General features: G+C 72.7%; 17 protein-coding genes. 12 read left to right on the forward strand and 5 right to left on the reverse strand.

All coding sequences use genetic code 11. The annotated features are described in order from the left end of the window. Positions 1 to 307: 307 nt before the first annotated feature. Positions 308 to 3,475 (forward strand): molecular chaperone Hsp90, encoded by a 3,168-nt coding sequence (locus ABZ714_RS33175; protein ID WP_358829083.1) that lies wholly within the window; start codon positions 308 to 310, stop codon positions 3,473 to 3,475. Between the two features lie 549 nt (positions 3,476 to 4,024). After that, the gene (locus tag ABZ714_RS33180; RefSeq protein WP_358829084.1) at positions 4,025 to 4,819 is read left to right on the forward strand and encodes a hypothetical protein; all 795 of its coding nucleotides are present in this window, start codon (positions 4,025 to 4,027) and stop codon (positions 4,817 to 4,819) included. Positions 4,820 to 4,831: 12 nt separating this feature from the next. Here ABZ714_RS33180 and ABZ714_RS33185 read toward each other — a convergent pair whose 3' ends face one another. Together ABZ714_RS33185 and ABZ714_RS33190 are read right to left on the reverse strand one after the other, a co-directional pair. Beyond that, positions 4,832 to 7,291: an HAD-IC family P-type ATPase gene (locus ABZ714_RS33185; RefSeq protein WP_358829085.1), complete on the reverse strand. Its 2,460-nt coding sequence runs from the start codon at positions 7,289 to 7,291 to the stop codon at positions 4,832 to 4,834. A 268-nt stretch (positions 7,292 to 7,559) separates the two neighbouring features. Beyond that, positions 7,560 to 7,835 carry a DUF2530 domain-containing protein gene (locus tag ABZ714_RS33190; RefSeq protein WP_358829086.1) on the reverse strand — a complete coding sequence of 92 codons (276 nt, stop codon included), beginning with the start codon at positions 7,833 to 7,835 and terminating at the stop codon, positions 7,560 to 7,562. 218 nt (positions 7,836 to 8,053) lie between these two features. Here ABZ714_RS33190 and ABZ714_RS33195 point away from each other — a divergent pair, with 218 nt between their 5' ends. Continuing rightward, positions 8,054 to 9,508: an NCS2 family permease gene (locus ABZ714_RS33195; RefSeq protein WP_358829087.1), complete on the forward strand. Its 1,455-nt coding sequence runs from the start codon at positions 8,054 to 8,056 to the stop codon at positions 9,506 to 9,508. A gap of 133 nt (positions 9,509 to 9,641) precedes the next feature. Here the strand turns inward: ABZ714_RS33195 and ABZ714_RS33200 are convergent, their stop codons facing one another. Next, positions 9,642 to 9,824, reverse strand: coding sequence for a ribbon-helix-helix protein, CopG family (locus tag ABZ714_RS33200; RefSeq protein WP_358829088.1), 183 nt, complete (start codon positions 9,822 to 9,824; stop codon positions 9,642 to 9,644). Positions 9,825 to 9,989: 165 nt separating this feature from the next. Between ABZ714_RS33200 and ABZ714_RS33205 the strand changes: the two genes are divergently transcribed. The 3 genes from ABZ714_RS33205 to thpR are packed head-to-tail and all read left to right on the forward strand — an operon-like array spanning position 9,990 to position 12,424. Beyond that, complete coding sequence (locus ABZ714_RS33205) at positions 9,990 to 10,454, forward strand: MarR family transcriptional regulator (protein WP_358829089.1); 465 nt, start codon at positions 9,990 to 9,992, stop codon at positions 10,452 to 10,454. Positions 10,455 to 10,479: 25 nt separating this feature from the next. Next, positions 10,480 to 11,835, forward strand: coding sequence for an MFS transporter (locus tag ABZ714_RS33210; protein WP_358829090.1), 1,356 nt, complete (start codon positions 10,480 to 10,482; stop codon positions 11,833 to 11,835). Next, the gene (gene thpR / locus ABZ714_RS33215; RefSeq protein ID WP_358829091.1) at positions 11,825 to 12,424 is read left to right on the forward strand and encodes an RNA 2',3'-cyclic phosphodiesterase; all 600 of its coding nucleotides are present in this window, start codon (positions 11,825 to 11,827) and stop codon (positions 12,422 to 12,424) included. The genes ABZ714_RS33210 and thpR overlap by 11 nt, the downstream gene beginning before the upstream one ends. A gap of 300 nt (positions 12,425 to 12,724) precedes the next feature. Here thpR and ABZ714_RS33220 read toward each other — a convergent pair whose 3' ends face one another. Next, a complete protein-coding gene (locus ABZ714_RS33220) occupies positions 12,725 to 13,723 on the reverse strand; it encodes an aldo/keto reductase (protein WP_358829092.1) in 999 nt (332 codons plus the stop codon). 259 nt (positions 13,724 to 13,982) lie between these two features. On the opposite strand from ABZ714_RS33220, the gene ABZ714_RS33225 reads away from it, so the two are divergent. From ABZ714_RS33225 to ABZ714_RS33240, 4 genes are all read left to right on the forward strand, one after another. Then, positions 13,983 to 15,026, forward strand: coding sequence for a glycosyltransferase family 2 protein (locus ABZ714_RS33225; protein ID WP_358829093.1), 1,044 nt, complete (start codon positions 13,983 to 13,985; stop codon positions 15,024 to 15,026). Positions 15,027 to 15,029: 3 nt separating this feature from the next. After that, on the forward strand, positions 15,030 to 16,544 hold the full coding sequence (locus tag ABZ714_RS33230; protein ID WP_358829094.1) for a DUF6056 family protein: 1,515 nt from the start codon (positions 15,030 to 15,032) through the stop codon (positions 16,542 to 16,544). Between the two features lie 290 nt (positions 16,545 to 16,834). Further along, positions 16,835 to 17,845: a WD40 repeat domain-containing protein gene (locus tag ABZ714_RS33235; protein WP_358829095.1), complete on the forward strand. Its 1,011-nt coding sequence runs from the start codon at positions 16,835 to 16,837 to the stop codon at positions 17,843 to 17,845. 108 nt (positions 17,846 to 17,953) lie between these two features. After that, the gene (locus ABZ714_RS33240) at positions 17,954 to 18,844 is read left to right on the forward strand and encodes a GNAT family N-acetyltransferase (RefSeq protein ID WP_358829096.1); all 891 of its coding nucleotides are present in this window, start codon (positions 17,954 to 17,956) and stop codon (positions 18,842 to 18,844) included. A 27-nt stretch (positions 18,845 to 18,871) separates the two neighbouring features. Here ABZ714_RS33240 and ABZ714_RS33245 read toward each other — a convergent pair whose 3' ends face one another. Continuing rightward, positions 18,872 to 19,741 carry a TetR/AcrR family transcriptional regulator gene (locus ABZ714_RS33245; protein ID WP_358829097.1) on the reverse strand — a complete coding sequence of 290 codons (870 nt, stop codon included), beginning with the start codon at positions 19,739 to 19,741 and terminating at the stop codon, positions 18,872 to 18,874. 256 nt (positions 19,742 to 19,997) lie between these two features. Here ABZ714_RS33245 and ABZ714_RS33250 point away from each other — a divergent pair, with 256 nt between their 5' ends. Together ABZ714_RS33250 and ABZ714_RS33255 are read left to right on the forward strand one after the other, a co-directional pair. Continuing rightward, a complete protein-coding gene (locus tag ABZ714_RS33250) occupies positions 19,998 to 21,056 on the forward strand; it encodes an ATP-binding cassette domain-containing protein (protein ID WP_358829098.1) in 1,059 nt (352 codons plus the stop codon). Between the two features lie 128 nt (positions 21,057 to 21,184). Further along, positions 21,185 to 21,949 (forward strand): ABC transporter permease, encoded by a 765-nt coding sequence (locus ABZ714_RS33255; RefSeq protein ID WP_358829099.1) that lies wholly within the window; start codon positions 21,185 to 21,187, stop codon positions 21,947 to 21,949. Positions 21,950 to 22,066 lie beyond the last annotated feature (117 nt).

Consider the following 22,066-nt stretch of genomic DNA (forward strand, 5'->3'; position numbering starts at 1 on the left):
GGGAGGACGGCGGATAAGAAACGGGTCTCCTGAAGAAGACCCCCACTTCCGCCGTCCGTGAGGAGGTGAGCCCGGAGGCCACCGACCCTCCCGACACAGAACAAGACCGCCCGCATACCGCTGGAGCAACGGTCACATCTCCCTCAGCCCCGCCGGCGCCTGAGGCGCAAGCAACCTCGCCGCCGCGAGGAACCCGAGAACAAAGGGCCTCCAACACCAAGCACCCCACAGCGGGAGGCGCCCCCGTGGGAGGCGACCCGGTACCTTCGGCGCATCGAGCTACACCGGCACAGAAGCGGAGCACAGCGTGAGTACCGAAGCGCCCGGCACCCCCGACCCGTTCGGCACCGCGCGGCTGCGGCGCGGGGTCCTCGACGCGTGGGCGGCGAGTCCCGCGCGATTCCGGGAGGACGCCAACGCCGAGGAGGACCTCGTTCTCGGGGGTTACCGGGACCGCCTCGTCGTGGAGCTGGCGCAGAACGCGGCCGACGCCGCCGCCCGGGCCCGTACCCCCGGCCGTCTGCGGCTGACGCTTCGTGAGGGCACCCTGGCCGCCGCGAACACGGGCGCCCCGCTCGACGCGGCCGGGGCCGAGTCCCTCAGCACCTTGAGGGCGTCGGCCAAACGAGACCAGACGGGCGAGACCAACCCCGTCGGCCGGTTCGGTGTCGGGTTCGCCGCCGTGCTCGCCGTCTCCGACGAGCCCGCCGTCCTGGGGCGCCACGGCGGGGTCCGCTGGTCGCTCGCCGAGGCCCGGGCCCTCGCGGAGGGCGCCGCGCAGGACAGCCCGGGCCTGGGGGAGGAGCTGAAGCGCCGGGACGGGCACGTTCCGCTGCTGCGGCTGCCGCTGCCCGCCGAGGGCACCGCGCCCGACGGCTACGACACGGTCGTGGTACTGCCGCTGCGGGACGGTGCCGCCGCGGACCTCGTGGACCAGTTGCTCCGTACCGTCGACGACGCCCTGCTGCTCACCCTCACGGGGCTCGCCGAGATCGTGATCGACACCCCGGCGGGCGTCCGTACGCTGACCCGGGCCGTCGACGGACCGTACGTCCGGATCACGGACAGCGCCGCCGCCCCGCGCCGCTGGCGGACCGTGACCCACCACGGCGCCACCGACCCGGCGCTGCTGAAGGACCGTCCGATCGAGGAGCGGCTGCGCCCGTTCTGGTCGGTGACCTGGGCGGTGCCGGTCGACGGCGACGGTTCGCCGGTACGTCCCGGGACCGTGCCCGTGGTGCACGCGCCGACGCCGACCGACGAGCCCATCGGCGTACCGGCCCTGCTGATCGCGTCGCTGCCGCTGGACACGGCCCGCCGCCACCCGGCGCCCGGGCCGCTCACGGACTTCGTGGTGGCGCGCGCGGCGGAGGCGTACGCGGAACTCCTCGGCGGCTGGGAGCCCGTGTCGACGGGCACGATCGACCTGGTGCCCGGCCCGCTGGGCAAGGGCGAGCTGGACGGGGCGCTGCGCGCGGAGATCCTCGGCCTGCTGCCCCGGACGGCGTTCCTCCAGCCCGCCGCCGCCCCCCGGCCGGGCGACACCGAGGGAGCGGAGGCGACCGGGCTGCCGGAGCCCGACCGCCCCGCGGCCCTGCGCCCGGTGGAGGCGGAGGTCCTGGAGGGCGCGGGCGCCGAGACGGTCCGCGTCCTCGCGGACGTACTGCCGACGCTGCTCCCGGCCGGCCTGGAGCGGCGGGCCGAACTGCGGACCGTCGGCGTGGCGCGCGTACCGCTGACGGAGGCGATCGACCGGCTCGCCGGACTGGAGCGCGACCCGTCCTGGTGGTGGCGGCTGTACGACAGCCTCGCGGGCGTCGACCCGGACCGGCTCACCGGACTGCCGGTGCCCCTCGCCGACGGCCGTACGGTGATCGGGCCCCGGCAGATCCTGCTCCCCCGGCCCGAAGGGTCGGAGGGGCTTGAGGAGGATCACGTCAGGCTCGCCCGGCTCGGGCTGAAAGTCGCCCACGCCGACGCCGCGCACCCCCTGCTGGAGAAGCTCGGCGCCCTCCCCGCGACACCCCGCGCGGTACTGACGACCCCGCAGGTGCGGGCCGCCGTCGCCGGGTCCATGGAAGCGGGCGAGATCTGGGACGAGGACAACCTGGACGCCCTGGAGGGCGAGGAGCTGGCGGAAACCGTACTCGCCCTGGTCCGGGCCGCCGGCCTGGAGCCCGGCGAGGAGCCGTGGCTCGGCGCGCTCGCACTCCCCGACGAGGACGGCGAACTCGCCCCCGCGGGCGAGCTGGTCTTCCCCGGCGGGCCCTTCGCCGCCGTGATGCGCCCCGACGCCCTCGCCCACTGCGATCCCGAACTCGCCGACCGCTGGGGCGCGCAGCCCCTCGCCGCCTGCGGCGTCCTCGTCGACTTCACGCTGGTCAGGGCGGGCGACGTGGTGCTCGACCCGGACGAGCTGGAGCCGCGCGACGGCGACTGGGCCGAACCCGACGACGCGGGCCTCCTCGACGCCGTCGACGTCTGGTGCGAGGACGTGCTCGACCGGCTGCCCGAGGGCCCGGTGCCGCCGGTCGCGACGGAGATCGTCGCCGTACGCGATCTCGACCTCGTCGCCGACGACGCCTGGCCGCAGGCCCTCACCCTGCTCGCCCGGCCGCCGCTGCGGGACGCCCTGATCCAGCCCGTACGGGTCCTGCTGCCCGACGGCACGACCGAGACCGTACGGCCCTACACCGCGTGGTGGCTCCGGGACCACCCCGTACTCGACGGCCGCCGCCCCGCCGGACTCCGCGCCGAAGGCGGCGACCCGCTGCTCGCCGGGTTGTACGAATCCGTCGACGCCACCGGCTTCGACGACGCGCTCGTCCTCCGGGCCCTCGGGGTACGGACCTCGGTCGCCGCCCTCCTCGACGAGCCCGGCGGCGCCGCCGAACTCCTCACCCGGCTCGCCGACCCCGACCGGCCGGTCACCCCCGCCCAACTGCACGGCCTCTACACGGCCCTCGCCGAACTCGACCCCGAGCAGGTCACCCTCCCCGACGAACTGCGGGCCGTGATCGACGGGGAGGTACGGGTCGTCGACGCGGCGGACGCCGTCGTCGCCGACGTACCCGACCTGATCCCGCTCACCGGCGGACTGCCGCTGCTGCCCGTCCGCCCCGAACTCGCCGCCGAACTCGCGGAACTGCTGTCCGTGCGGCGACTGAGCGAGACGGTGGCGGCCGAGGTCACGACGGACGGCGAGGAACACGAGGTGCCGGAGTCGGTCCGGGTGCTCCTGGGCCCGGCGACACCGCGTACGTACGTCGAACACGAGGAACTCGTCGCGGGCGGCACGGAACTCGACTGGCGCCGCACACCCGACGGGGTGGTCCACGCGGCGACGGTCGAGGGCGTCGCCGCGGGCCTCGCCTGGGCGGCCTCCCAATGGCCCCGCCGCTTCGAGGTAGCGGCACTCCTGGAAGACCCGTCGCGGACGGGGGAACTGGCGCGGGACAGGTGGTTCGACGCGTAGTCGCCTCCCGCTGTGGGGTGCGCCGCGTCGGGGCGCCTGGTGCCGGGGTTGCCTGTGCCAGGCGGGTCGCTTGCGCCTCAGCCTCCCCCAAAGCTGCCTTTGGGGGGACCCCCAGGGGGTGACCCCGCACGCCCCGACCACGCCGACCGGACATGCCGCTCGGTGCTGGAGCCCGTCCCGGGGAGGGGAACGGTGCCGCCTGGTGTCGGTGGTCCGCCTGCTGCCCGGTGGCTGGCTGGTCGCGCAGTTCCCCGCGCCCCTGGTTGCTCCTCCTCCCGGCCTCCGAAAGGGCCGGGCCGGGGAGCGCGTTGAGGGGCGCGGGGAACTGCGCGAGCAACCACGGGCGGGCCGCAGGCCGCCGACGGCATCGGGGTGCCGGGCGCGGCCCGGGTAGTTCGGGGCGGCGACCCGGAGGGCCAAGGCGCCGGGCCCCCATTGGCAAGGCACACACGACGCCCTCGTTTCCGAAGGGACGATCCTGCATTTACTTCGCGTGTTTGGGGGGTGAAAACATTTGGATCGCGCGGCCCGGCGTGATGGGGTTGCCGGGTGACCCCAACCGCTCCCGCCGCCTCGGCCGCCGAGGAGTACGCCACGCTGCTGAACCGGGTCCGCAGGGACCGCCGGGTGCTCGGCCTCGTTCTGACGGGGTCGCGGGCCCGGGAGGGGCTGGCTACCGAGTACTCGGATTACGACGTCTATCTCGTCGTCGCGGACGGCACGGAGGATCCCGAGCTGGGCGAGGGGCCGCTCGCGGCCCTGATCCGGCGGGATGCCCGGCTGGATGTGATGGTGCTGCCGCTGACGGAGTTCCGGCAGCACGCGCTGCCCGGCTCGGGGACCGAGTGGAACCGGTACGCCTTCACGCACGCCAAGGTGGAGATGGACACCGCCGACGGTCTGATCGGCGATCTCGTCACCGCGAAGGGCACGCTGGGCCGTGCGGAGGGCGTGGTGCTGGCGCCGGAGTATCTGGACGCGTTTCTGAACAGCGCCTACCGCTGCCTCAAGAGCGCGCGGGACGGTCAGCCGCTGGCCGCCGGGCTGGACGCGGCGGAGGCGGTGCCGTACTACCTGACGTATCTCTTCGCCGCCCATAACCGGGTCAGGCCCTACAACAAGTATCTGGCCTGGGAGCTGAGGCACCATCCGCTGAGCCGCCCCGAGTGGTCCCCCGAGCGGCTGCTGCCGCTGCTGGGCAGGGTCCTGGCGGCCGACGGCGCCCCGGCTGCGGTGCGGACGCTCTTCAACGAGCTGGAGCCGCACGCCCGCGCCTGGGGCCACGGCCCGGTGCTGGACGCCTGGGGTGACGACCTGCTGCTGTTGCGAGGAGCCACGGACTGATCCCGTGTGCCGTCAGGCCGGGAATCTGCGGTCCACCACCCGCCAGGCGACCTCCAGCAGTACGCCCGCCGCCGCCGCGATGCCGACCGCCGCCCAGGGCATCGACGTTCCGACCAGCTTCAGTGCGAAGAACTCCTGGAGCCAGGGCACCACCAGCACGATCAGGAACCCCAGTCCCATCGTGGCGACCAGGGCGATCCGCCACCAGGTGTAGGGGCGGGCGACGATCGCCAGTACCCAGAGGGCCACCAGGAAGAGCGTCAGGGTCGCGGCGCTGGTCTCCGCGTCGAGGGCGTCGGGCCCGGAGTAGTGGGAGCGGGCCAGGAGATAGCTGGTGAAGGTGGCGGCCGCCGCGATGACCCCGGAGGGGATCGCGTACCGCATCACCCGCCGTACGAAGTGCGGCCTGGCCCGTTCCTTGTTGGGCGCCAGAGCCAGGAAGAACGCGGGGACCCCGATGGTCAGAGTCGCCAGCAGGGTCAGATGGCGCGGCAGGAACGGGTACTCGACCTGGCTGATGACGACGAGGATCGCCAGCAGTACCGAGTAGACCGTCTTGGTGAGGAAGAGCGTCGCGACCCGGGTGATGTTGCCGATCACCCGGCGGCCCTCGGCGACCACCGACGGCAGGGTGGCGAAGCTGTTGTTCAGCAGCACGATCTGGGCGACCGCGCGGGTCGCCTCGGAGCCGGAGCCCATGGAGACCCCGATGTCCGCGTCCTTGAGGGCGAGTACGTCGTTGACGCCGTCGCCGGTCATGGCGACCGTATGGCCCCGGGACTGGAGCGCGCCGACCATGTCCCGCTTCTGCTGCGGGGTGACCCGGCCGAACACCGCGCCCGCCTCCAGGGCCGCCGCCATCGCGTCGCGGTCGGTGGGGAGCGTACGGGCGTCGACGGTGCTGCCGGGGCGGTCGGCGCCGGGGAGGCCGAGTTTGGCGGCGACCGCGCCGACGGAGACCGCGTTGTCGCCGGAGATGACCTTCGCGGTGACGTCCTGGTCGGCGAAGTAGACCAGGGTCTCGGCGGCGTCCGGCCGGAGCCGCTGCTCCAGTACGACGAGGGCGGCCGGGTCGGCGCCCGCCGGGTCCTCCAGCGATTCGGCCCCGGCCAGCAGCAGTACCCGCAGCCCCCGCTCGTTGAAGTGGTCGACGTCGGCGAGTACGGGATCACCGGGCGCCAGCAGCACATCGGGCGCGCCCAGCAGCCAGGTGGAGGTCTGCCCGCCGCCCTCGTCGAACCGGGCGCCGCTGTACTTGCGGGCCGAGGAGAACGGCCGGGCCTCCGCGACCCGCCACCCGGACTCGTCGGGGTGGGCTTCGGCGATGGCGGCCAGGGACGCGTTGGGCCGGGGGTCCGATCCGCCGACCGCGCCGAGGACCCGCCGGACGTACGCCGGATCCGCCCCGCCCAGCGGCCGTACCTCGGCGACGTCCATACCGCCCTCGGTGAGCGTGCCGGTCTTGTCGAGACAGACCACGTCGACCCGGGCCAGGCCCTCGATCGCGGGCAGCTCCTGCACCAAACACTGCTGACGGCCCAGCCGGATCACGCCGATCGCGAAGGCGACCGAGGTCAGCAGGACGAGGCCCTCCGGGATCATCGGCACGATCCCGCCGACCGTCCGGGCGATGGAGTCCTTCAGATCGGCGTCCTTCACCACGAGCTGGCTGATGATCAGACCGATCGCGGTGGGGACCATCATCCAGGTGACGTACTTCAGGATGGTGCTGATCCCGCTCCGCAGCTCCGAATGGACCAGGGTGAAGCGGGACGCCTCCTCGGCGAGCTGGGCCGCGTACGCCTCCCGGCCGACCTTGGTCGCGGTGAAGGCGCCGCCGCCCGCGACCACGAAACTGCCCGACATCACCGGATCGCCGGGCCGCTTGAGCACGGGATCGGCCTCGCCGGTGAGCAGCGACTCGTCGATCTCCAGCGCGTCCGCCTCGGCGACCGTGCCGTCGACCACGACCTTGTCGCCGGGACCCAGCTCGACCAGGTCCCCGAGAACGATCGCCGAGGTGGAGACCTCGGTCGCCGTCCCGTCCCGCCGTACGGTCGGCTTCGCCTCCCCGATCACGGCGAGCCCGTCGAGGGTCTTCTTGGCGCGCAGCTCCTGGATGATCCCGATCCCGGTATTGGCGATGATCACAAAGCCGAAGAGGCTGTCCTGGATCGGGGCGACGACCAGCATGATCGCCCACAGCACGCCGATGATCGCGTTGAACCGGGTGAAGACATTGCCCCGGACGATGTCCGCGGTGGAGCGGGACGAGCGGACGGGGACGTCGTTGATCTCCCCGCGCGCGACGCGCTCGGCGACCTCGGCGGAGGTCAGCCCCCGCGCCCGCCCGGGCGCGGGTGGCGGCACCGGGTGCACGGGGTCCAGCTCGGCCCCCGCGTCGATGACGGGTCTTTTGGCGGGGTGGTCGCGGTTGTGGTCGTCCGGTTCGATCCTGGCCGACTGCGTCATGGTCGTACGGTACGACGCGGCGTACGTCGCCGCCGCGCGTGTCCCCGACTCCAAGGGGCTGGGCCTTCTGGGCCACGCCCCGGGCCGCGCGCCCGGCGCCCTGATGTCGTCGGCGGTCCGCGGACCGCCTGCGCGCGGTCGCCCGACAACTACCCGCCCGGCTGGGCGGAAGCCGCGCGGGCCTCACCCGGAGGGCCGAGGCGCGGGGGCCCGGGGCTCCGGGCGGAGGTGCTTCAGAGGCGCGGCGGGCTCGGGACGCCGAGGCGCCTCAGGGGTCCCGGGGCTCCGGAGCGCCGGGTGTCTCCGACGCCCTCCGGAGGGCCGCTTCCCTGCCGCGGACGTACCAGATGCCGATCAGGCCCAGGCCCCCGCCCGCGAGGCAGGTCCAGACCCACCACATCAGATCGCGGTCGTCGAACCAGCGGTAGAAGGGGATCTGTACCAGGAAGAGGGCGAACCAGATGACCGTGCCGCCGGTGATGGTGGCGACGACCGGACCCTCCAGGGGCTCGGGCGCCTCGTGCCGGGGTGTCCACTTCGCCATGTGATCAGTGTAGGCGCGGGCCGCACACGGCCGGGCGGGGCCCGGTCGGCGCCGTTCAGAGGGTGTCTACGCGCGGAGATGGCGCTCCCGTTCTTATGTGTTCATACTGAAACGGTTTGCCCATGACCGGTTCTATTCGTATGAATGCACAAAAACGACTCAGAGCCGCCACGCTCGACCATGCACCTGACTCCCCGATTCCGCTTGATGAGGACCGCATGACTCCCTCGGCCTCCGCCGTATCCCCCGGGACTCCCCAGCCCCCGTCGAAGGAGCCCGCCGGCGGCCTCGACCGGTACTTCAAGATCTCGGCGCGCGGCTCCACCGTCGCCCGCGAGGTCCGCGGCGGGTTCGCCACCTTCTTCGCGATGGCGTACATCATCGTGCTGAACCCGATCATCCTGGGCAGCGCGAAGGACATCCACCAGAACCAGCTGGACGGCGGTGAGCTGGTCACCGCCACCGTGCTGACGGCGGCCTTCTCCACCCTGCTCATGGGTGTGATCGGCAATGTGCCGATCGCGCTCGCCGCGGGCCTCGGCGTGAATACGGTCGTCGCCCTCCAGCTCGCGCCCAGGATGTCCTGGGCGGATGCCATGGGCATGGTGGTACTCGCCGGTTTCGTGGTGATGCTGCTGGTCGCGACCGGGCTCCGGGAACGGGTGATGAGCGCCGTGCCGCGCAGTCTGCGCAAGGGCATCGCGATCGGTATCGGCCTCTTCATCATGCTGATCGGCCTGGTGGACGCGGGCTTCGTCTCCCGGATCCCGGACATCGCGGACACCACCGTGCCGCTGACCCTGGGCAGCGGCGGCCATCTCAACGGCTGGCCGGTCCTGGTCTTCGTGCTGGGCGCGCTGCTCACCCTGATCCTGATCATCCGCAAGGTGCCCGGGGCGATCCTGCTCTCCATCGTGGTGATGACCGTCGTCGCGATGATCATCGAGGCGGTGGCGAAGGTCCCGAGCTGGGGTCTGACCACCCCGAAGTGGCCCGGCAGCCCGGTCGCCACCCCGGACTTCGGCCTGGTCGGCGAGGTCAGCCTGTTCGGCGGCTTCGAGAAGGTCGGCATCCTCACCGGCTCCCTCTTCGTCTTCACCGTGCTGCTCTCCTGCTTCTTCGACGCGATGGGCACGATCCTGGGCGTCGGCGACGAGGCCAAGCTGCTCGACAAGGACGGCAATCTGCCGGGGATCAACAAGGTCCTCTTCGTCGACGGCATCGCGGTCGCCTCCGGCGGCGCGACCTCGTCCTCCGCGACGACCTGTTTCGTGGAGTCCACGGCGGGCGTCGGCGAGGGCGCCCGTACCGGCCTGGCGTCGGTGGTCACCGGCGGTCTCTTCGCCCTGGCGCTCTTCTTCACCCCGCTGGCCACGATGGTCCCGTCCCAGGCGGCCACCCCCGCCCTGCTGGCGGTGGGCTTCCTGATCCTGGCCGGCTCGATCCGGGACATCGACTGGAGCGACTACACCGTCTCGGTCCCCGCCTTCCTGGCGATGGTGATGATGCCCTTCACCTACTCCATCACCAACGGCATCGCGATCGGCTTCATCGCCTTCAGCGTGCTGCGGCTGGCGGCCGGGCGCGGCCGTGAGGTCCCGGTCGCGATGTACGTGGTCTCGGCGGTCTTCGTCTTCTACTACGCGATGCCCGCCCTCGGTCTCGCCCAGTAGCGGCGCTCCGGCCTGGAGGAAAAGGGGCCGGTTCCGGACACTCCGTCCGGGGCCGGCCCTTCGCCGTGCCCGGCCGCCGGGCGGGCGCCACCGCCCGGACGGGCGCCGGACCCCGGCACGCCGCCCCGGGCCGTCACATCCGGCCGTAGAACTCGTCCGTCTCCTCGACCGCCGACTTGAACCGTTCGTCGAAGTCGTCGCGGACGAGCGTACGGACCACATAGTCCTGGACGCTCATCCCGCGTTTCGCGGCATGGCCCCTGAGGCGTTCCAGCAGGTCGGCGTCTACCCGGAGGCTGAGGACAGTCGATTTCATGCCGTCAGGGTCGCGCCGGGCGCGCGCCGAGCGGGTGATTTTTCGCCTCCGGATCACTCAAACGGGTGATGGGGGGTTTCGGTGAGCGGTGGTACGTGCCGTCCCGGCCCACAGGTTCCTCCCCCGACTGGTATTTAGACAGAGTAATGAGTTATGCTAACGAACATGTCAGACCTGTCCCATGGCGACACCGGCGGCCCGCACGGCGGCGACGCCGACCAGGCCGCGGTGAACGCGCTGCGCTCGGCCGTGATGCGGCTGGGCCGCCGGCTCAAGCACCAGCGAGTCGACGAGTCGCTGAGCCCCACCGAGATGTCGGTGCTCGGCACCCTCGCCCGGTCCGGCTCGGCCACCCCCGGGGAGCTGGCGCGGCGGGAGCACGTACAGCCGCCGTCGATGACCCGGATCGTGGCGCTGCTGGAGGCCAAGGGACTGGTCCGGCTGGAGCCGCACCCCGACGACCGGAGGCAGAAGGTCGTCAGCCGGACCGAGCAGGCCGAGGCCATGCTCGAAGAGAGCCGCCGCAAGCGGAACGCCTGGCTGACCGAGCTGGCCGACGGTCTCGACGAAGACGAGTGGGAGAAGCTGCGCGCCGCCGCCCCCGTCCTGGAGAAGCTCGCTCACCTGTAACCGACGGCCGAGGAGGCGAACACTTTTGCGTACGGGACCCGGAGCAGACTCCGCACCCGCACCCTCTCCCACCACGATGTTCAGCTCGCTGAAGATCCGGAACTACCGGCTCTTCGCGATGGGGCAGGTCGTCTCCAACACCGGTACCTGGATGCAGCGGATCGCCCAGGACTGGCTGGTACTCACCCTCACCGGCTCGGCGTCGGCGGTCGGTATCACCGTCGCGCTGCAATTCCTGCCGATGCTGCTGTTCGGGCTGTACGGCGGAGTGCTCGCCGACCGGCTCCCCAAGCGGCCCCTGCTGCTGTTCACCCAGTCCGCGATGGCCTTCACCGGGCTGGCGCTCGCCGTCCTGACCCTCACCGGTGAGGTCCGGGTCTGGCATGTCTATCTGACCGCCTTCCTGCTCGGTCTGGTCACCGTGGTCGACAACCCGGCCCGGCAGACCTTCGTCTCCGAGATGGTCGGCCCGGACCAGCTCGCCAACGCGGTCAGCCTCAACGGCGCCAACTTCCAGTCCGCCCGGCTGGTCGGCCCGGCCGTCGCCGGTGTGCTGATCACCGCGGTCGGCAGCGGCTACGCCTTCCTCTTCAACGGCCTCTCCTTCCTCGCGACCATCGTCAGCCTGCTGCTGATGCGCCCCGCCGAACTGCACAAGTCCGTCCGCGCCCCGCGCGGCAAGGGCCAGCTCCGCGAGGGGCTGCGCTATGTCTCCGCCCACCCCGAGCTGATCTGGCCGATCGTCCTGGTCGGCTTCATCGGCACCTTCGGCTTCAACTTCCCGATCTGGCTCTCCGCCTTCGTCCACGACGTCTACGGTTCCGGCGCCGAGACCTACGGCCTGCTGAACACCCTGATGGCGGTCGGCTCCCTGGTCGGCGCGCTGCTCGCGGCCCGGCGCGGTACGTCGAAGCTGTCGATACTCGTGGGCGCCGCGGTCCTCTTCGGCGCCCTGGAGATCGTCGCGGCCTTCGCCCCCACCTTCTGGGTCTTCGCCGCGATCCTCGTCCCGATCGGGATGTTCGGCCTCACGGTCAACGTGACCGCGAACACCCGGATCCAGATGGCCACCGACCCGGCCGTCCGGGGCCGGGTGATGTCCCTCTTCATGATGGTCTTCGTCGGCGGTACGCCGGTGGGCGCGCCGATCGTCGGCTGGATCACCGACGTCTACGGCCCGCGCGTCGGCTTCGCCGCGGGCGGCGCGGTCTCCCTGCTGGCCGCGATCGGGGTGGGTCTGATGCTCTCCCGCGCGGCGGGCGTCCGGCTCAAGCTCGATCTGCGGCCCGGCCGGCCGCGTCTGGCGCTGGTGCCCCGGCAGCGGGACCGCCGGTCCGGCCCGGCCGGGGCCGAGGCCGGGCGGGTGACCGGTGCCGTCTGACCGGCCGGGCCCGGCCGTCCGGCTCTTCACCGCCGTGGTGCCGCCGCCCGACCGGCTCGACGAGCTGGAGGCGGCCGTACGGCGGCTGCGGGAGCTGCCCGGGTCGGACGGTCTGCGCTGGACCGGGCGGGACGTCCGGCACTGCACCCTCGCCTTCTACGGCGATGTCGCCGAGGGGCTGCTGCCCGAGCTGACGGAGCGCTGCGGCCGGGCCGCCCGGCGCTCCGTACCGTTCCGGATGGCCGCCGGTGGCGGCGGGCACTTCGGGCAGGGCGTGCTGTGGGCCGGGGTACTGGCCGGACCGGACGATCTGGCGGCCCTGCGCGGACTCGCCGAACGGGCCGGGGCCGCCGCCCGCGGAACCGGGATCGCGATCGAGGAGCACCGGCGCTACACCCCGCATCTCACCCTCGCCAGAACCCGCCGGGGGATCGCCCCCGACCGGCTCGCGGGCTACGCGGCCGAGCTGGCCGGATTCGCGGGCACGCCCTGGGACGTCACGGAGTACGCCCTGATCCGCAGCCATCCCCCGGCCGGGGGCGCGGACTCCTGGTACGAGACCCTCGCCACCTGGCGGCTGGGCCGCTGAGACACCGCGTTAGTCTCAAGGGGTGAAGACCAAGACCAGAAACCGGATCATGGCCGGTGCGCTCGTACTGATGTTCGTGATCATCGCGATGGCCTCGGTCCTCGGCCTGTAGCCGAAGACGACGGTACGACTCCGAAGGCGGTACGGCTCCGGGGGCTGCCGCGCGCCCCGGCGCCGGCGGTACGGCTCCGGAGGCGTACCCACCCGGGGCGCCGCCCCGGGCCGCGCCGGTGACGCCCGGAGGAGCGGTGCCGTACGCGGCTCCGGCCGCCGTACGGCACCCCCCTCACCGGCCGTGCCCTACCAGGCGTACGCCTCCGGCGCCGGGCCCACCGGCGGGAAGATCTCGTCCAGCGCCGCCAGCAGCTCCTCGTCCAGCTTCAGCTCCGCCGCGCGCAGCGCGCCCGCCAAATGCTCCGCCGTCCGCGGACCCACGATGGGCCCGGTGACCCCGGGGCGGGTCAGCAGCCAGGCCAGGGCCACCTCGCCCGGGTCCAGGCCGTGCTTGTCCAGCAGGTCCTCGTAGGCCGTGATCCGGTCGCGGACGCCGGGCTGGTCGAGCAGCGACGAGCCGAGGCCGGTGAACCGCCTCGTCGCCGCGCCCTCGCGCTCCTTGCGCAGCGCCCCGCCGAGCAGCCCGCCGTGCAGCGGGGACCAGGGGATCACCCCGAGGCCGTACTCCCGCGCCGCCGGGATCACCTCCAGCTCCGAGCGGCGCTCGAAGAGGTTGTAGAGGCACTGCTCGCTCACCAGTCCGTACGAGCCGCGGCGGCGGGCCTCCTCGTTCATCTGGGCGATCTTCCAGCCGGGGAAGTTGGAGCAGCCCGCGTAGAGGATCTTGCCCTGCTGGACCAGGGTGTCGACGGCCTGCCAGATCTCGTCGACGGGGGTGGCCCGGTCGATGTGGTGGAACTGGTAGAGGTCGATCCGGTCGGTGCCGAGCCGCTTCAGGCTGGCCTCGACCGCGCGGCGGATGCCGTAGGCGGAGAGCTTGTCGTGGTTGGGCCAGACCGGGCCGTCCTCGTTGTGGACGGCTCCGTACCCCTTGGTCGCGAGCACGATCCTGTCGCGTCGGCCGCCGCCCCGCGCCAGCCATTTGCCGATGATCTTCTCGGTCGTTCCGCGCTGCCCGGGGCCGCCGTAGGTGTTGGCGGTGTCGAAGAGGTTGACGCCCGCGGCGAGCGCCGTGTCCATGATCGCGTGGCTGTCGGCCTCGGAGGTGTAGGGCCCGAAGTTCATCGTCCCGAGGACGATCCTGCCGACTTTCAGTCCGGTACGTCCCAGCTGCGTGTACTCCATGGCCCTATACATAGACCTCCGTGGGGTGTTCGAAGCAAGAGGGCGTCGGGTGATCGGACTGACCCGGCGTTGCCTCGTACGAGTGGTCCCCGGTTGACGGAAAAGGGTGGATATCGCCATCCTGGGCGCCCGAACCGTGCGTCTGTGGCCCGGGTCACAGCCGGCCGGGTTCGGGCGCGGCACCGCTGAAACGGTCCGACCGCCGGAAAGCCCACCGGGGAAGCCCACCGGGGAAGTCCACGAGGGAAGCCGTTCTCCCATGCCCAAGATCTCCATCGTCGTTCCGTGTTTCAACGAGAACGAGGTGATCGAGACCTTCCACGCCACGCTCGTCACCACCCTCGACGCGGCCCTCGTCGCGGGCGGCGGCCCGGCCGCCCGGGAGGACTACGAGATCTGCTACGTCGACGACGGCAGTACCGACGGCACCCGCGACCGGCTCCGGCGGCTCTCCGGCGGCGACCGGCGGGCCCGCTACGCCTCCTTCAGCCGTAACTTCGGCAAGGAGTCCGCGATGCTCGCCGGGCTGCGGATGGCCCGGGGCGAGGCCGTCGTCCTGATGGACGCCGACCTCCAGCACCCGCCGGAACTCGTGCCGCGGATACTGGCGTTGTACGGGCACGGCTACGACCAGGTCGTCGCCCGTCGCGACCGCAGTGGCGACGGAGTGCTCAGAACCCGGCTCAGCAGGCTCTACTACCGGCTGGTGCGCCGGGCGATGGACGTCGAGGTGGTGGACGGCGCCGGGGACTTCCGACTGCTCTCCCGCCGCGCCGTCGACGCCCTGCTGACCCTCCCCGAGAACAATCGCTTCTCCAAGGGCCTCTTCTCCTGGATCGGCTTCGACACCGTCACCTTCACCTACGAGAACGTGCAGCGGGCCGCCGGAACGTCCAAGTGGGGCGGGCGGCGGCTGCTCAACTACGGCATCGACGGGCTGCTCTCCTTCAACAGCCGCCCCCTGCGGCTCGCCATCCACACCGGTCTGTGGCTGGTGCTCTCGGCCCTCGGCTACGCCCTCTGGACCGTCGCCGGGGTGCTGGTCAGCGGGGTCGACACCCCCGGCTACGCGACCCTGATCGCGGTCATGGTCGGTCTCGGCGGGATCCAGATCGCCACCCTCGGGGTGATCGGCGAGTACGTGGGCCGGATCTACCACGAGACCAAACGGCGGCCGCACTACGTGATCCGGGAGACCGGCGAATCCATGGAAGCCGCCCCGGCCGTACCCGCTGCCGCCTCCGCCGTACCCGCCGCCCCCAGGGCGCTGGCCGCGCCCGGGCCGCGCGAGAGCCGGGGCTGAGCCGTGACCACGCGTACCGGCCCCCCGGCCCCGGCCGCCGCGCCTCGTACCGCGCCCGATCCCGGATCCCCGCCGCCGCCCCTTCGCCGCCCGCCCGCCGCCCGGTGGCCCCTCGCCCTCGCCGCGTTACCCCTCGGACTGCTCGCCCTCGCCTTCTGGTTCGGCCGGTACGTCCGCCCCGGTGCCGACGAGTGGTGCTTCCTCCCCCTGGTCCGCGAACACGGCACGGCGGGCCTGGTCCACACCTTCTGGGCCACCGACAACGGCCGGGTCGCCAACGGTCTCCTCGTCGGCGCCTACGCCGAGTTCCCCGTCGCCGGACACCAGTGGTACGGGCCCGTCAGCGGCGCCCTGATCCTGCTGCTGCTGTGGGCCCTCGCCGCCGCCGCGATCCGCCGGGCCGGGCTCGTGGTCCCGCGCGGCGTACCCCTGCTGCTCGCCGCGACGGCCGTCGCCGCCCTCCTGTTCGCCACCCCGAACACGTACAAGACGTTCTACTGGCCCGCCGCATCCGTCTCGCACACCCTCGCGCCCGCACTCGCCGCCGGGGCCGCCGTACCGCTCCTGCGGGCCCGGACCCGCCGGGGCCGGGCCGGGGCGCTCGCCGTCGCCGGACTCGCGGGCGCCTTCGTCGGCACCCTCTCCGAGGAGACCTCCGTCGTCGTCCTCGTGGTCCTCGGCGCCGCCCTGCTCTGCGCCGGGCGGCTGCTGACGGAGCCGTACCGCCGCCCGGTCCGGCTCTGGGCCCTGACCGGCATCGGCGGGGTCGCCGCCGGGACGCTGATCCTGGTGACCTCGCCCGGCTCCCGCAACCGGCGCGGCCGGTACGACGCCGAGAGCGTGTCGATGCTCGCCCCCGAGTCGCTGCTCGGCTCGGCGCGCGGCTTCGCGGAGATCCTCGGGACGATCCTGACCACCTGGCCGTATCTCGGGGTGATCGCCGCAGGGGTGCTGCTGGGGCTGGCCGCCCGGCGCGCCGAGGGGGCGGCGGCCGGGGTGTTCCGCCCGGTGCGGCCGGCGGCCGTCCTGGGGATCTGCGCGGGCGTCTTCCTGGTCTCCGGCTACCTGTGCACGGTGATCACCTACCCGGTCTTCGGCGCCGCCGTCGTCACCACCGAACGCACCTGGAACGACTATCTGCCGCTCTGGGTCCTGCTGCTGGCCGTCGCGGGCGGGTTCCTCGGCCGCCGGATCCGGACCTCGACGGCGCCCGGCCCGGCCGTTGTCGCCGTCGCCGCCGCCGTGGTCTGCGCGGTGTCCGTCGGCGCGCTGACCGCCGATCTGACGGACCTCGGCCGCGACATGCGGGTCCGGGCGGAGCGCTGGGACCGCCAGGACGCGTATCTGCGCGCGGGCGCGGCCCGGGGCGAGACGGTCATGCCGTACACCCCGACCCGCGTCTCCCGCATGCTGGAACCCTTCGCCCGGAACGGCGAACGGGTGTGGCCCGCGGGCTGTATCGCGGAGTACTACCGGCTGGACCGGGTGACGTACGCGCGAACGTTCCAGGGGCCGTGAGCCGCGCCCCTGGGCCCTTCGGCGGCGGGACCCCCAGCGCCACCTTGGTTGCCCTCCTCACCCCCCTGGTAAAGAGGCGGGCCCCTCTTCCCGAGGCCGACCCTTTTCAGGGCCGGTGCTGGGGAGAGCATTCAGGGGCGCGGGGAACTGCGCGACAGGCCACAGGCGGTCCGCAGGCCGCCGACAACCCCCGGGCGCAGGGCGCAGTCCGGATCGCGGCTCCCCGGAGGGGCACGGCGCGGGCCGGATGGATCACTCGGGCTTTACCCCGGGGATGGCAGGCTTGGGGCATGCGCCCCCTCCCGTACGCCTCCGCGTTCGTCGTCGCCTTGTCGCTGCCTGTGCTCGCGCTCACGGCCGCCGCGCCGGCCGCCGCCGACGGGTCCGATTCGACCTTCTCGTTCCAGGACGACCGGATCACGGAGTCCAGCGGTCTCGCGGCCAGCCGGAAGCATCCGGGGATCTACTGGACCCACAACGACCAGGACGAGCCGAGGGTCTTCGCGGTCGATTCGCGGACCGGTGAGACGGTGGCGACGGTCACGCTGAAGGGCGTCGGCAAGCCCCGTGACATGGAGGCGGTCTCCGTCGGGCCCGACGGCCGGGTCTATGTCGGCGATATCGGCGACAACCTCAACGGGACCTGGCCGCATGTCTGGATCTACGCCTTCCCCGAGCCCGCCGAGCTGCGCGACACCACGGTGAAGGCGACGCAGTACACGGTGGTCTACGAGGACGGCGCGCGGGACGCCGAGGCGCTGATGGTGCACCCGAGGACCGGCCGGGTGTACATCGCGTCCAAGAGCCAGGACGGCAGCGGGCTCTACGAGGCACCGAAGACCCTCAGCCCCTCCGGGAAGAACGTCTTCCGGCGGATCGCGGACGATCTGCCGTGGGTCACGGACGGCGCGTTCTCGCCGGACGGTACCCGGCTGGTGCTGCGGACGTATCTCTCCGCCCGGGGCTACGAGTGGAAGCCGGAGGGGCGGCTCGGCGGCGACGACCGGGTCAAGGCGCCCATCCAGCGCCAGTCGGAGGGGGTGTCGTACACCCTGGACGGTTCGGCTCTGATGTTCGGTTCGGAGGGGCAGGGCGCCGAGGTCGAGCGGGTCACCGTCAAGGACGCGGGGAAGGGCGCCCGGTCCGGGGGCGGTTCGTCGAAGGGCGGTGGTACGGCCTCCGGCGATTCGGCGGACGGCTCCGACGGGGACGGTGCCGTCGATCTGACCACGGCGGCCCTCGTCGGCGCGGGCGCGCTCGGGCTGCTGCTGGTCCTGAAGCGGCTGTTCCGGCGGAACTGACCTCGGCTCGCCGGTCGTTGCGCGGGGCGCAAAGCCGGTGGCGCCGGGGCGGGTCCGCCCGGCACGCTGGAGGCGACGGAGCGGACCGATCACGGAGGCGATGGGCCGGTGGCGACCACGACACTGGGCGCGGGCTGGGGGCTGCGGCCGTACGCGGACGGTGACCGGGGGGCCGTACTGGCCCTGGTCAACGCCGACCGGGTGCCGGGCCAGCCGGAGGCCACCCCGGCGATGCTGGGGGAGGCGCTGGCCGGGCGGTCGCCGCAGAACGGGGAGTGGTGGGAGGAGCTGTCGCCCCCGGCGACGGACGTCCTGCACGATCCATCGGGCACGGTCGAGGGCGTCGTCTCGTATGCCGTACGACCCGGTGACGGCGAGGGGTTCATCCTCTGGCTGCACTGCGCGGACGACCGGCCGGAGCTGCTGTCCGTGCTGGTGGACCGGGCGCTGCGGGCGCTGGAGGCCGAAGGGCCGCGTACGGTGCACGCGTTCGAGATCTCGTCGGCCCTGAACTACGGTCTCGAAGCGCTGCCGGTACGGCACCGTCCGGCGCCCCGCCGGGTGCTGGAGGCCGCCGGGTTCGCGGGCCGGGACGAGTGGCGGTATCTCCATGCCGAGCTGCCGCTGGCCGGGCTGCCGCGCGCGGCGGACGTCACGGTCGTGCCGTCGGGCGCCGAGACCCGGCTGGAGATCGTGGAGGACGGGCGGGCGGTCGCCGAGGCGCTGGTGGGGCACGGGCCGGGGGCGCTGGGCGCGGTCTGGTGGCTCGGGGTGCTGCCGTCGGCCCGCCGCCGGGGCCTCGGGCTGCGGCTGCTGGGGTCGGCGCTGGAGCTGCTGGCGGAGTCCGGCGTACGGGAGGTCGTGCTGTACGTGGACGACGACCGGTCGATGGCGCCCCCGGTGCCGCCGGAGGACGACCGGACGGCCGCGAACCGGCTCTACGACCGGGCGGGGCTGACGGAGGTGGACCGGCTGTACTGCTTCACCCGCCCCGCCTGAGCGGGGACCCCCTGAGCAGGCCGTTCGTTACGGCACCGACGGTCCGACCGGCTTTCGGTCGCCCGCTTCAGCCGTTTCAGCGGTCCCCGTCGTCTCCCCGATCGCCCTGCCCTCCCTCGGCGGTACGTAGGTCCAGCCCGCGGCCTCCCGCTCCCGCATCAGCGCCTCCAGGCCCGTGACGAGCTGCCGCACCCCGAAGTCGAGATGGGCGAACTCCTGCCGGAAGGTCTCCTCGGAGAGCGATGCCGTGAGCGGGAAGTCGCCGCTCTCCATCGCGGCGTGCAGAAACGGCTCCTGCACGCCCCAGAAGTCCTCGTGGCTGAGCCCGGTCGCCTCCACCGCCTCCGCCGAGTCGGCCGTCATCCGGGCGACCCCGGTGGCCAGGCTCTGGACGGCGATGATCACCGAGATCTTCTCCGGGTCGGTCAGCCGCAGCCCCCGGAGGGCGTGGAGGGCGGCCTCCATGCTGCGGATCGTGCTGGGGCCCAGCACCGTACGCGCCTGGTTGATCCTGAGCAGCCACGGATGCTCGGTGTACAGCTCCACATAGCCGCGGGCCATGTCCTGGAGCGAGTCGATCAGCTCGGGCGGCGGTGTGCCGTCCTCGGGCTCCTCCCAGTCGCCGGGGCCGCTCACCTTGTCGAGCATCAGATCGAGCAGCTCGGCCTTGCCGGGGACGTACCGGTAGAGGGACATCGTGCCGGTGCCGAGTTCGGTGGCGAGCCGCCGCATGGAGACCGCGGCCAGCCCCTCCGCGTCGGCGACCTCGATGGCCTTGGTCACGATCGCGTCGAGCGTCAGCCCCGGCTTGGGACCCCGGGTGGGCCGCTCCCCGGTCCCCCACATGAGTTCCAGGGCGCGGGCGATGTCCCCGCTGCCGGCAGTGTCGGTCGTCATGCCCTTCACCTTATTCCTCCTGTTCCGGCCGGTGTGACACCCCTGCGGGCCTTGGCTCCCCGGCCGTCCCGATCCGTCCGGAACGGGGTGCCGAGGGCACCGGGAACGCCTCGGAAATATAACTGGGTACGCTGTACCTTGATTCGGGTACGCTGTACGCGGTTGCGAGGGGCGGGGTCGTACGGCCCGCTCCGGCAGGGCGGTGCCCGGCCCCGTGACGGTCGCGACCGCGCCGACGGAGGAGAAGTGAGAGAGCGTGAGCGGTGAGCGGGAGAGGTCCGGCGAGTACGCGGTCCGGGCCGAGTCCATCCATAAGAAGTACGGCGAGAAGCGGGCGCTCGACGGGCTGGATCTACGGGTCCGCCGGGGCACGGTCCACGGGGTGCTCGGCCCCAACGGCGCCGGGAAGACCACGGCGGTCCGGGTCCTGGCGACCCTGCTGAAGTTCGACTCCGGGCAGGCCGAGGTCGCCGGGATCGACGTGGTCCGCGATCCGCGCGGGGTGCGCCGCCGGATCGGGCTGACCGGCCAGTACGCGGCCGTGGACGAGATCATGACCGGCCGCCAGAATCTGGAGATGTTCGGCCGGCTCTTCCATCTCGGCGGCCGGCGGGCGGCCCTGCGGGCGACCGAGCTGCTGGAGCAGTTCGATCTCACGGACGCGGCGGACAAGGGCGCGGGGGAGTACAGCGGCGGGATGCGCCGCAGGCTCGACCTGGCGGCGTCGATGATCCTGCGGCCGGAAGTCCTCTTCCTCGACGAGCCCACCACCGGACTCGACCCGCGCAGCCGGGGCGAGGTGTGGGAGGCGGTCCGCGCCCTGGTCGCCCAGGGCACCACGGTCCTGCTGACCACCCAGTATCTGGAGGAGGCCGACAAGCTGGCGGCCCGGATCACGGTGATCGACGGCGGCCGGGCGATCGCCGACGACACCCCCGACGGGCTGAAGAACACCGTCGGCGGCGACCGGATCGAGGTCGTCGTCGCCGACCGGGCGGATCTGCACGCCGCCGTCCAGGCCGTGGCCCGGGTCTCCTCCGGCGCCCCGGAGGCGGCCGACGACGAACTGCGGGTCCACGCGGCCGTCAGCGACCGGGTGGCGGCCCTCACCGAGGTCGCCCGCACCCTCCAGGACCAGGGCGTCACCGTCGAGGACATCGGACTGCGCAGGCCCAGTCTCGACGATGTGTTCCTCCGGCTGACCGGCCACCGCACCGACGCCGATACCGGCTCCGGCACCGACCAGCAGGCGAAGAAGCAGGCCGAGAAGCAGGCCGGCCAGCACGACGACCGGAAGGCAGAGGTGGCGGCATGAGCGGCACCGCAGTGAAGACCGCGAGCGCCGCGCCCGGCGACGCGCGGACCGCCCCCGCCCCTGCGGGCGGCGGAGTCGATCTGACCGTGCACGGCGACGGCCGGGAACGGGTCGTCTACTGGGCCGTCATGGACTGCTGGAACGTGGTCCGCCGGGGCCTCGTCCACTACCAGCGCCAGCCGGTGAACATCGTCTGGCAGCTCGGCTTCCCGATCCTCTCCGTACTGCTCTACGCCTATGTCTTCGGCGGGGCGATGAAGTCCCCCGGCGGCGACTACCGCGACTATCTGATGCCGGGCATGTTCGTGATGACGATGGCCTTCGGCTTCATGAACACCGCGATGAACGTGGTCGCCGACGCCCAGCACGGGGTGATCGACCGATTCCGCTCGATGCCGATGGCGCCGTCGGCGGTGGTCTCCGGGCGGGGCGTCACCGACATCATCGTCGCGATGGCCGAGCTGCTGATCCTGGCCCTGACGGCGCTGGCCATCGGCTGGCGTTCGGACGGCGGCTTCCTCGCCTCGGCGGGCGCCTTCGGTCTGCTGGTGCTGCTGCGGTTCGCCCTGATCTGGGTCGGGGTCTGGCTGGGGCTGATCGTCCCCAACCAGGAGGCGGCGGGCGGGCTCTTCGCGGTGGCGTTCCCGCTGACGATGGTCTCCAGCATCTTCGTCCCCACCTCGTCGATGCCGGGCTGGCTGGGCACCGTAGCGGCCTGGAACCCGATCTCCTCCACGGCCGGGGCGACCCGGGAACTCTTCGGCAACCCGGTCGCCAGTGACGGGAGCTGGATCCAGGAGAACGCGCTGCTGATGGCGGTGGTCTGGCCGGTCGTCCTGACGGCGGTCTTCCTGCCGCTGGCGGTCCGCCGCTTCCAGCGGCTCAGCAGGTGACCGTAGGGCGGTGTGCGACGGCGAAGGGCCCGGCGGGAGGTGTCCGTCCGGCTCACCTGGTGCTTCCCTGCTGCTGTCATGGCGTGCCGATTTTTGGGCTGGTTCGGGCGGGGGGAC

Origin of the sequence: Streptomyces sp. NPDC006798, from assembly GCF_040635975.1 — a bacterium.
Lineage (GTDB): Bacteria > Actinomycetota > Actinomycetes > Streptomycetales > Streptomycetaceae > Streptomyces.

Coding starts and splice junctions, on each gene's coding strand:
- ABZ714_RS33225 (WP_358829093.1), top strand. CDS start 13,983: ATGCCCAAGATCTCCATCGTCGTTCCGTGTTTCAACGAGAACGAGGTG.
- ABZ714_RS33190 (WP_358829086.1), bottom strand. CDS start 7,835: ATGGCGAAGTGGACACCCCGGCACGAGGCGCCCGAGCCCCTGGAGGGT.
- ABZ714_RS33255 (WP_358829099.1), top strand. CDS start 21,185: ATGGACTGCTGGAACGTGGTCCGCCGGGGCCTCGTCCACTACCAGCGC.
- ABZ714_RS33195 (WP_358829087.1), top strand. CDS start 8,054: ATGACTCCCTCGGCCTCCGCCGTATCCCCCGGGACTCCCCAGCCCCCG.
- ABZ714_RS33245 (WP_358829097.1), bottom strand. CDS start 19,741: ATGACGACCGACACTGCCGGCAGCGGGGACATCGCCCGCGCCCTGGAA.
- ABZ714_RS33235 (WP_358829095.1), top strand. CDS start 16,835: ATGCGCCCCCTCCCGTACGCCTCCGCGTTCGTCGTCGCCTTGTCGCTG.
- ABZ714_RS33185 (WP_358829085.1), bottom strand. CDS start 7,291: ATGACGCAGTCGGCCAGGATCGAACCGGACGACCACAACCGCGACCAC.
- ABZ714_RS33205 (WP_358829089.1), top strand. CDS start 9,990: ATGTCAGACCTGTCCCATGGCGACACCGGCGGCCCGCACGGCGGCGAC.
- ABZ714_RS33200 (WP_358829088.1), bottom strand. CDS start 9,824: ATGAAATCGACTGTCCTCAGCCTCCGGGTAGACGCCGACCTGCTGGAA.
- ABZ714_RS33220 (WP_358829092.1), bottom strand. CDS start 13,723: ATGGAGTACACGCAGCTGGGACGTACCGGACTGAAAGTCGGCAGGATC.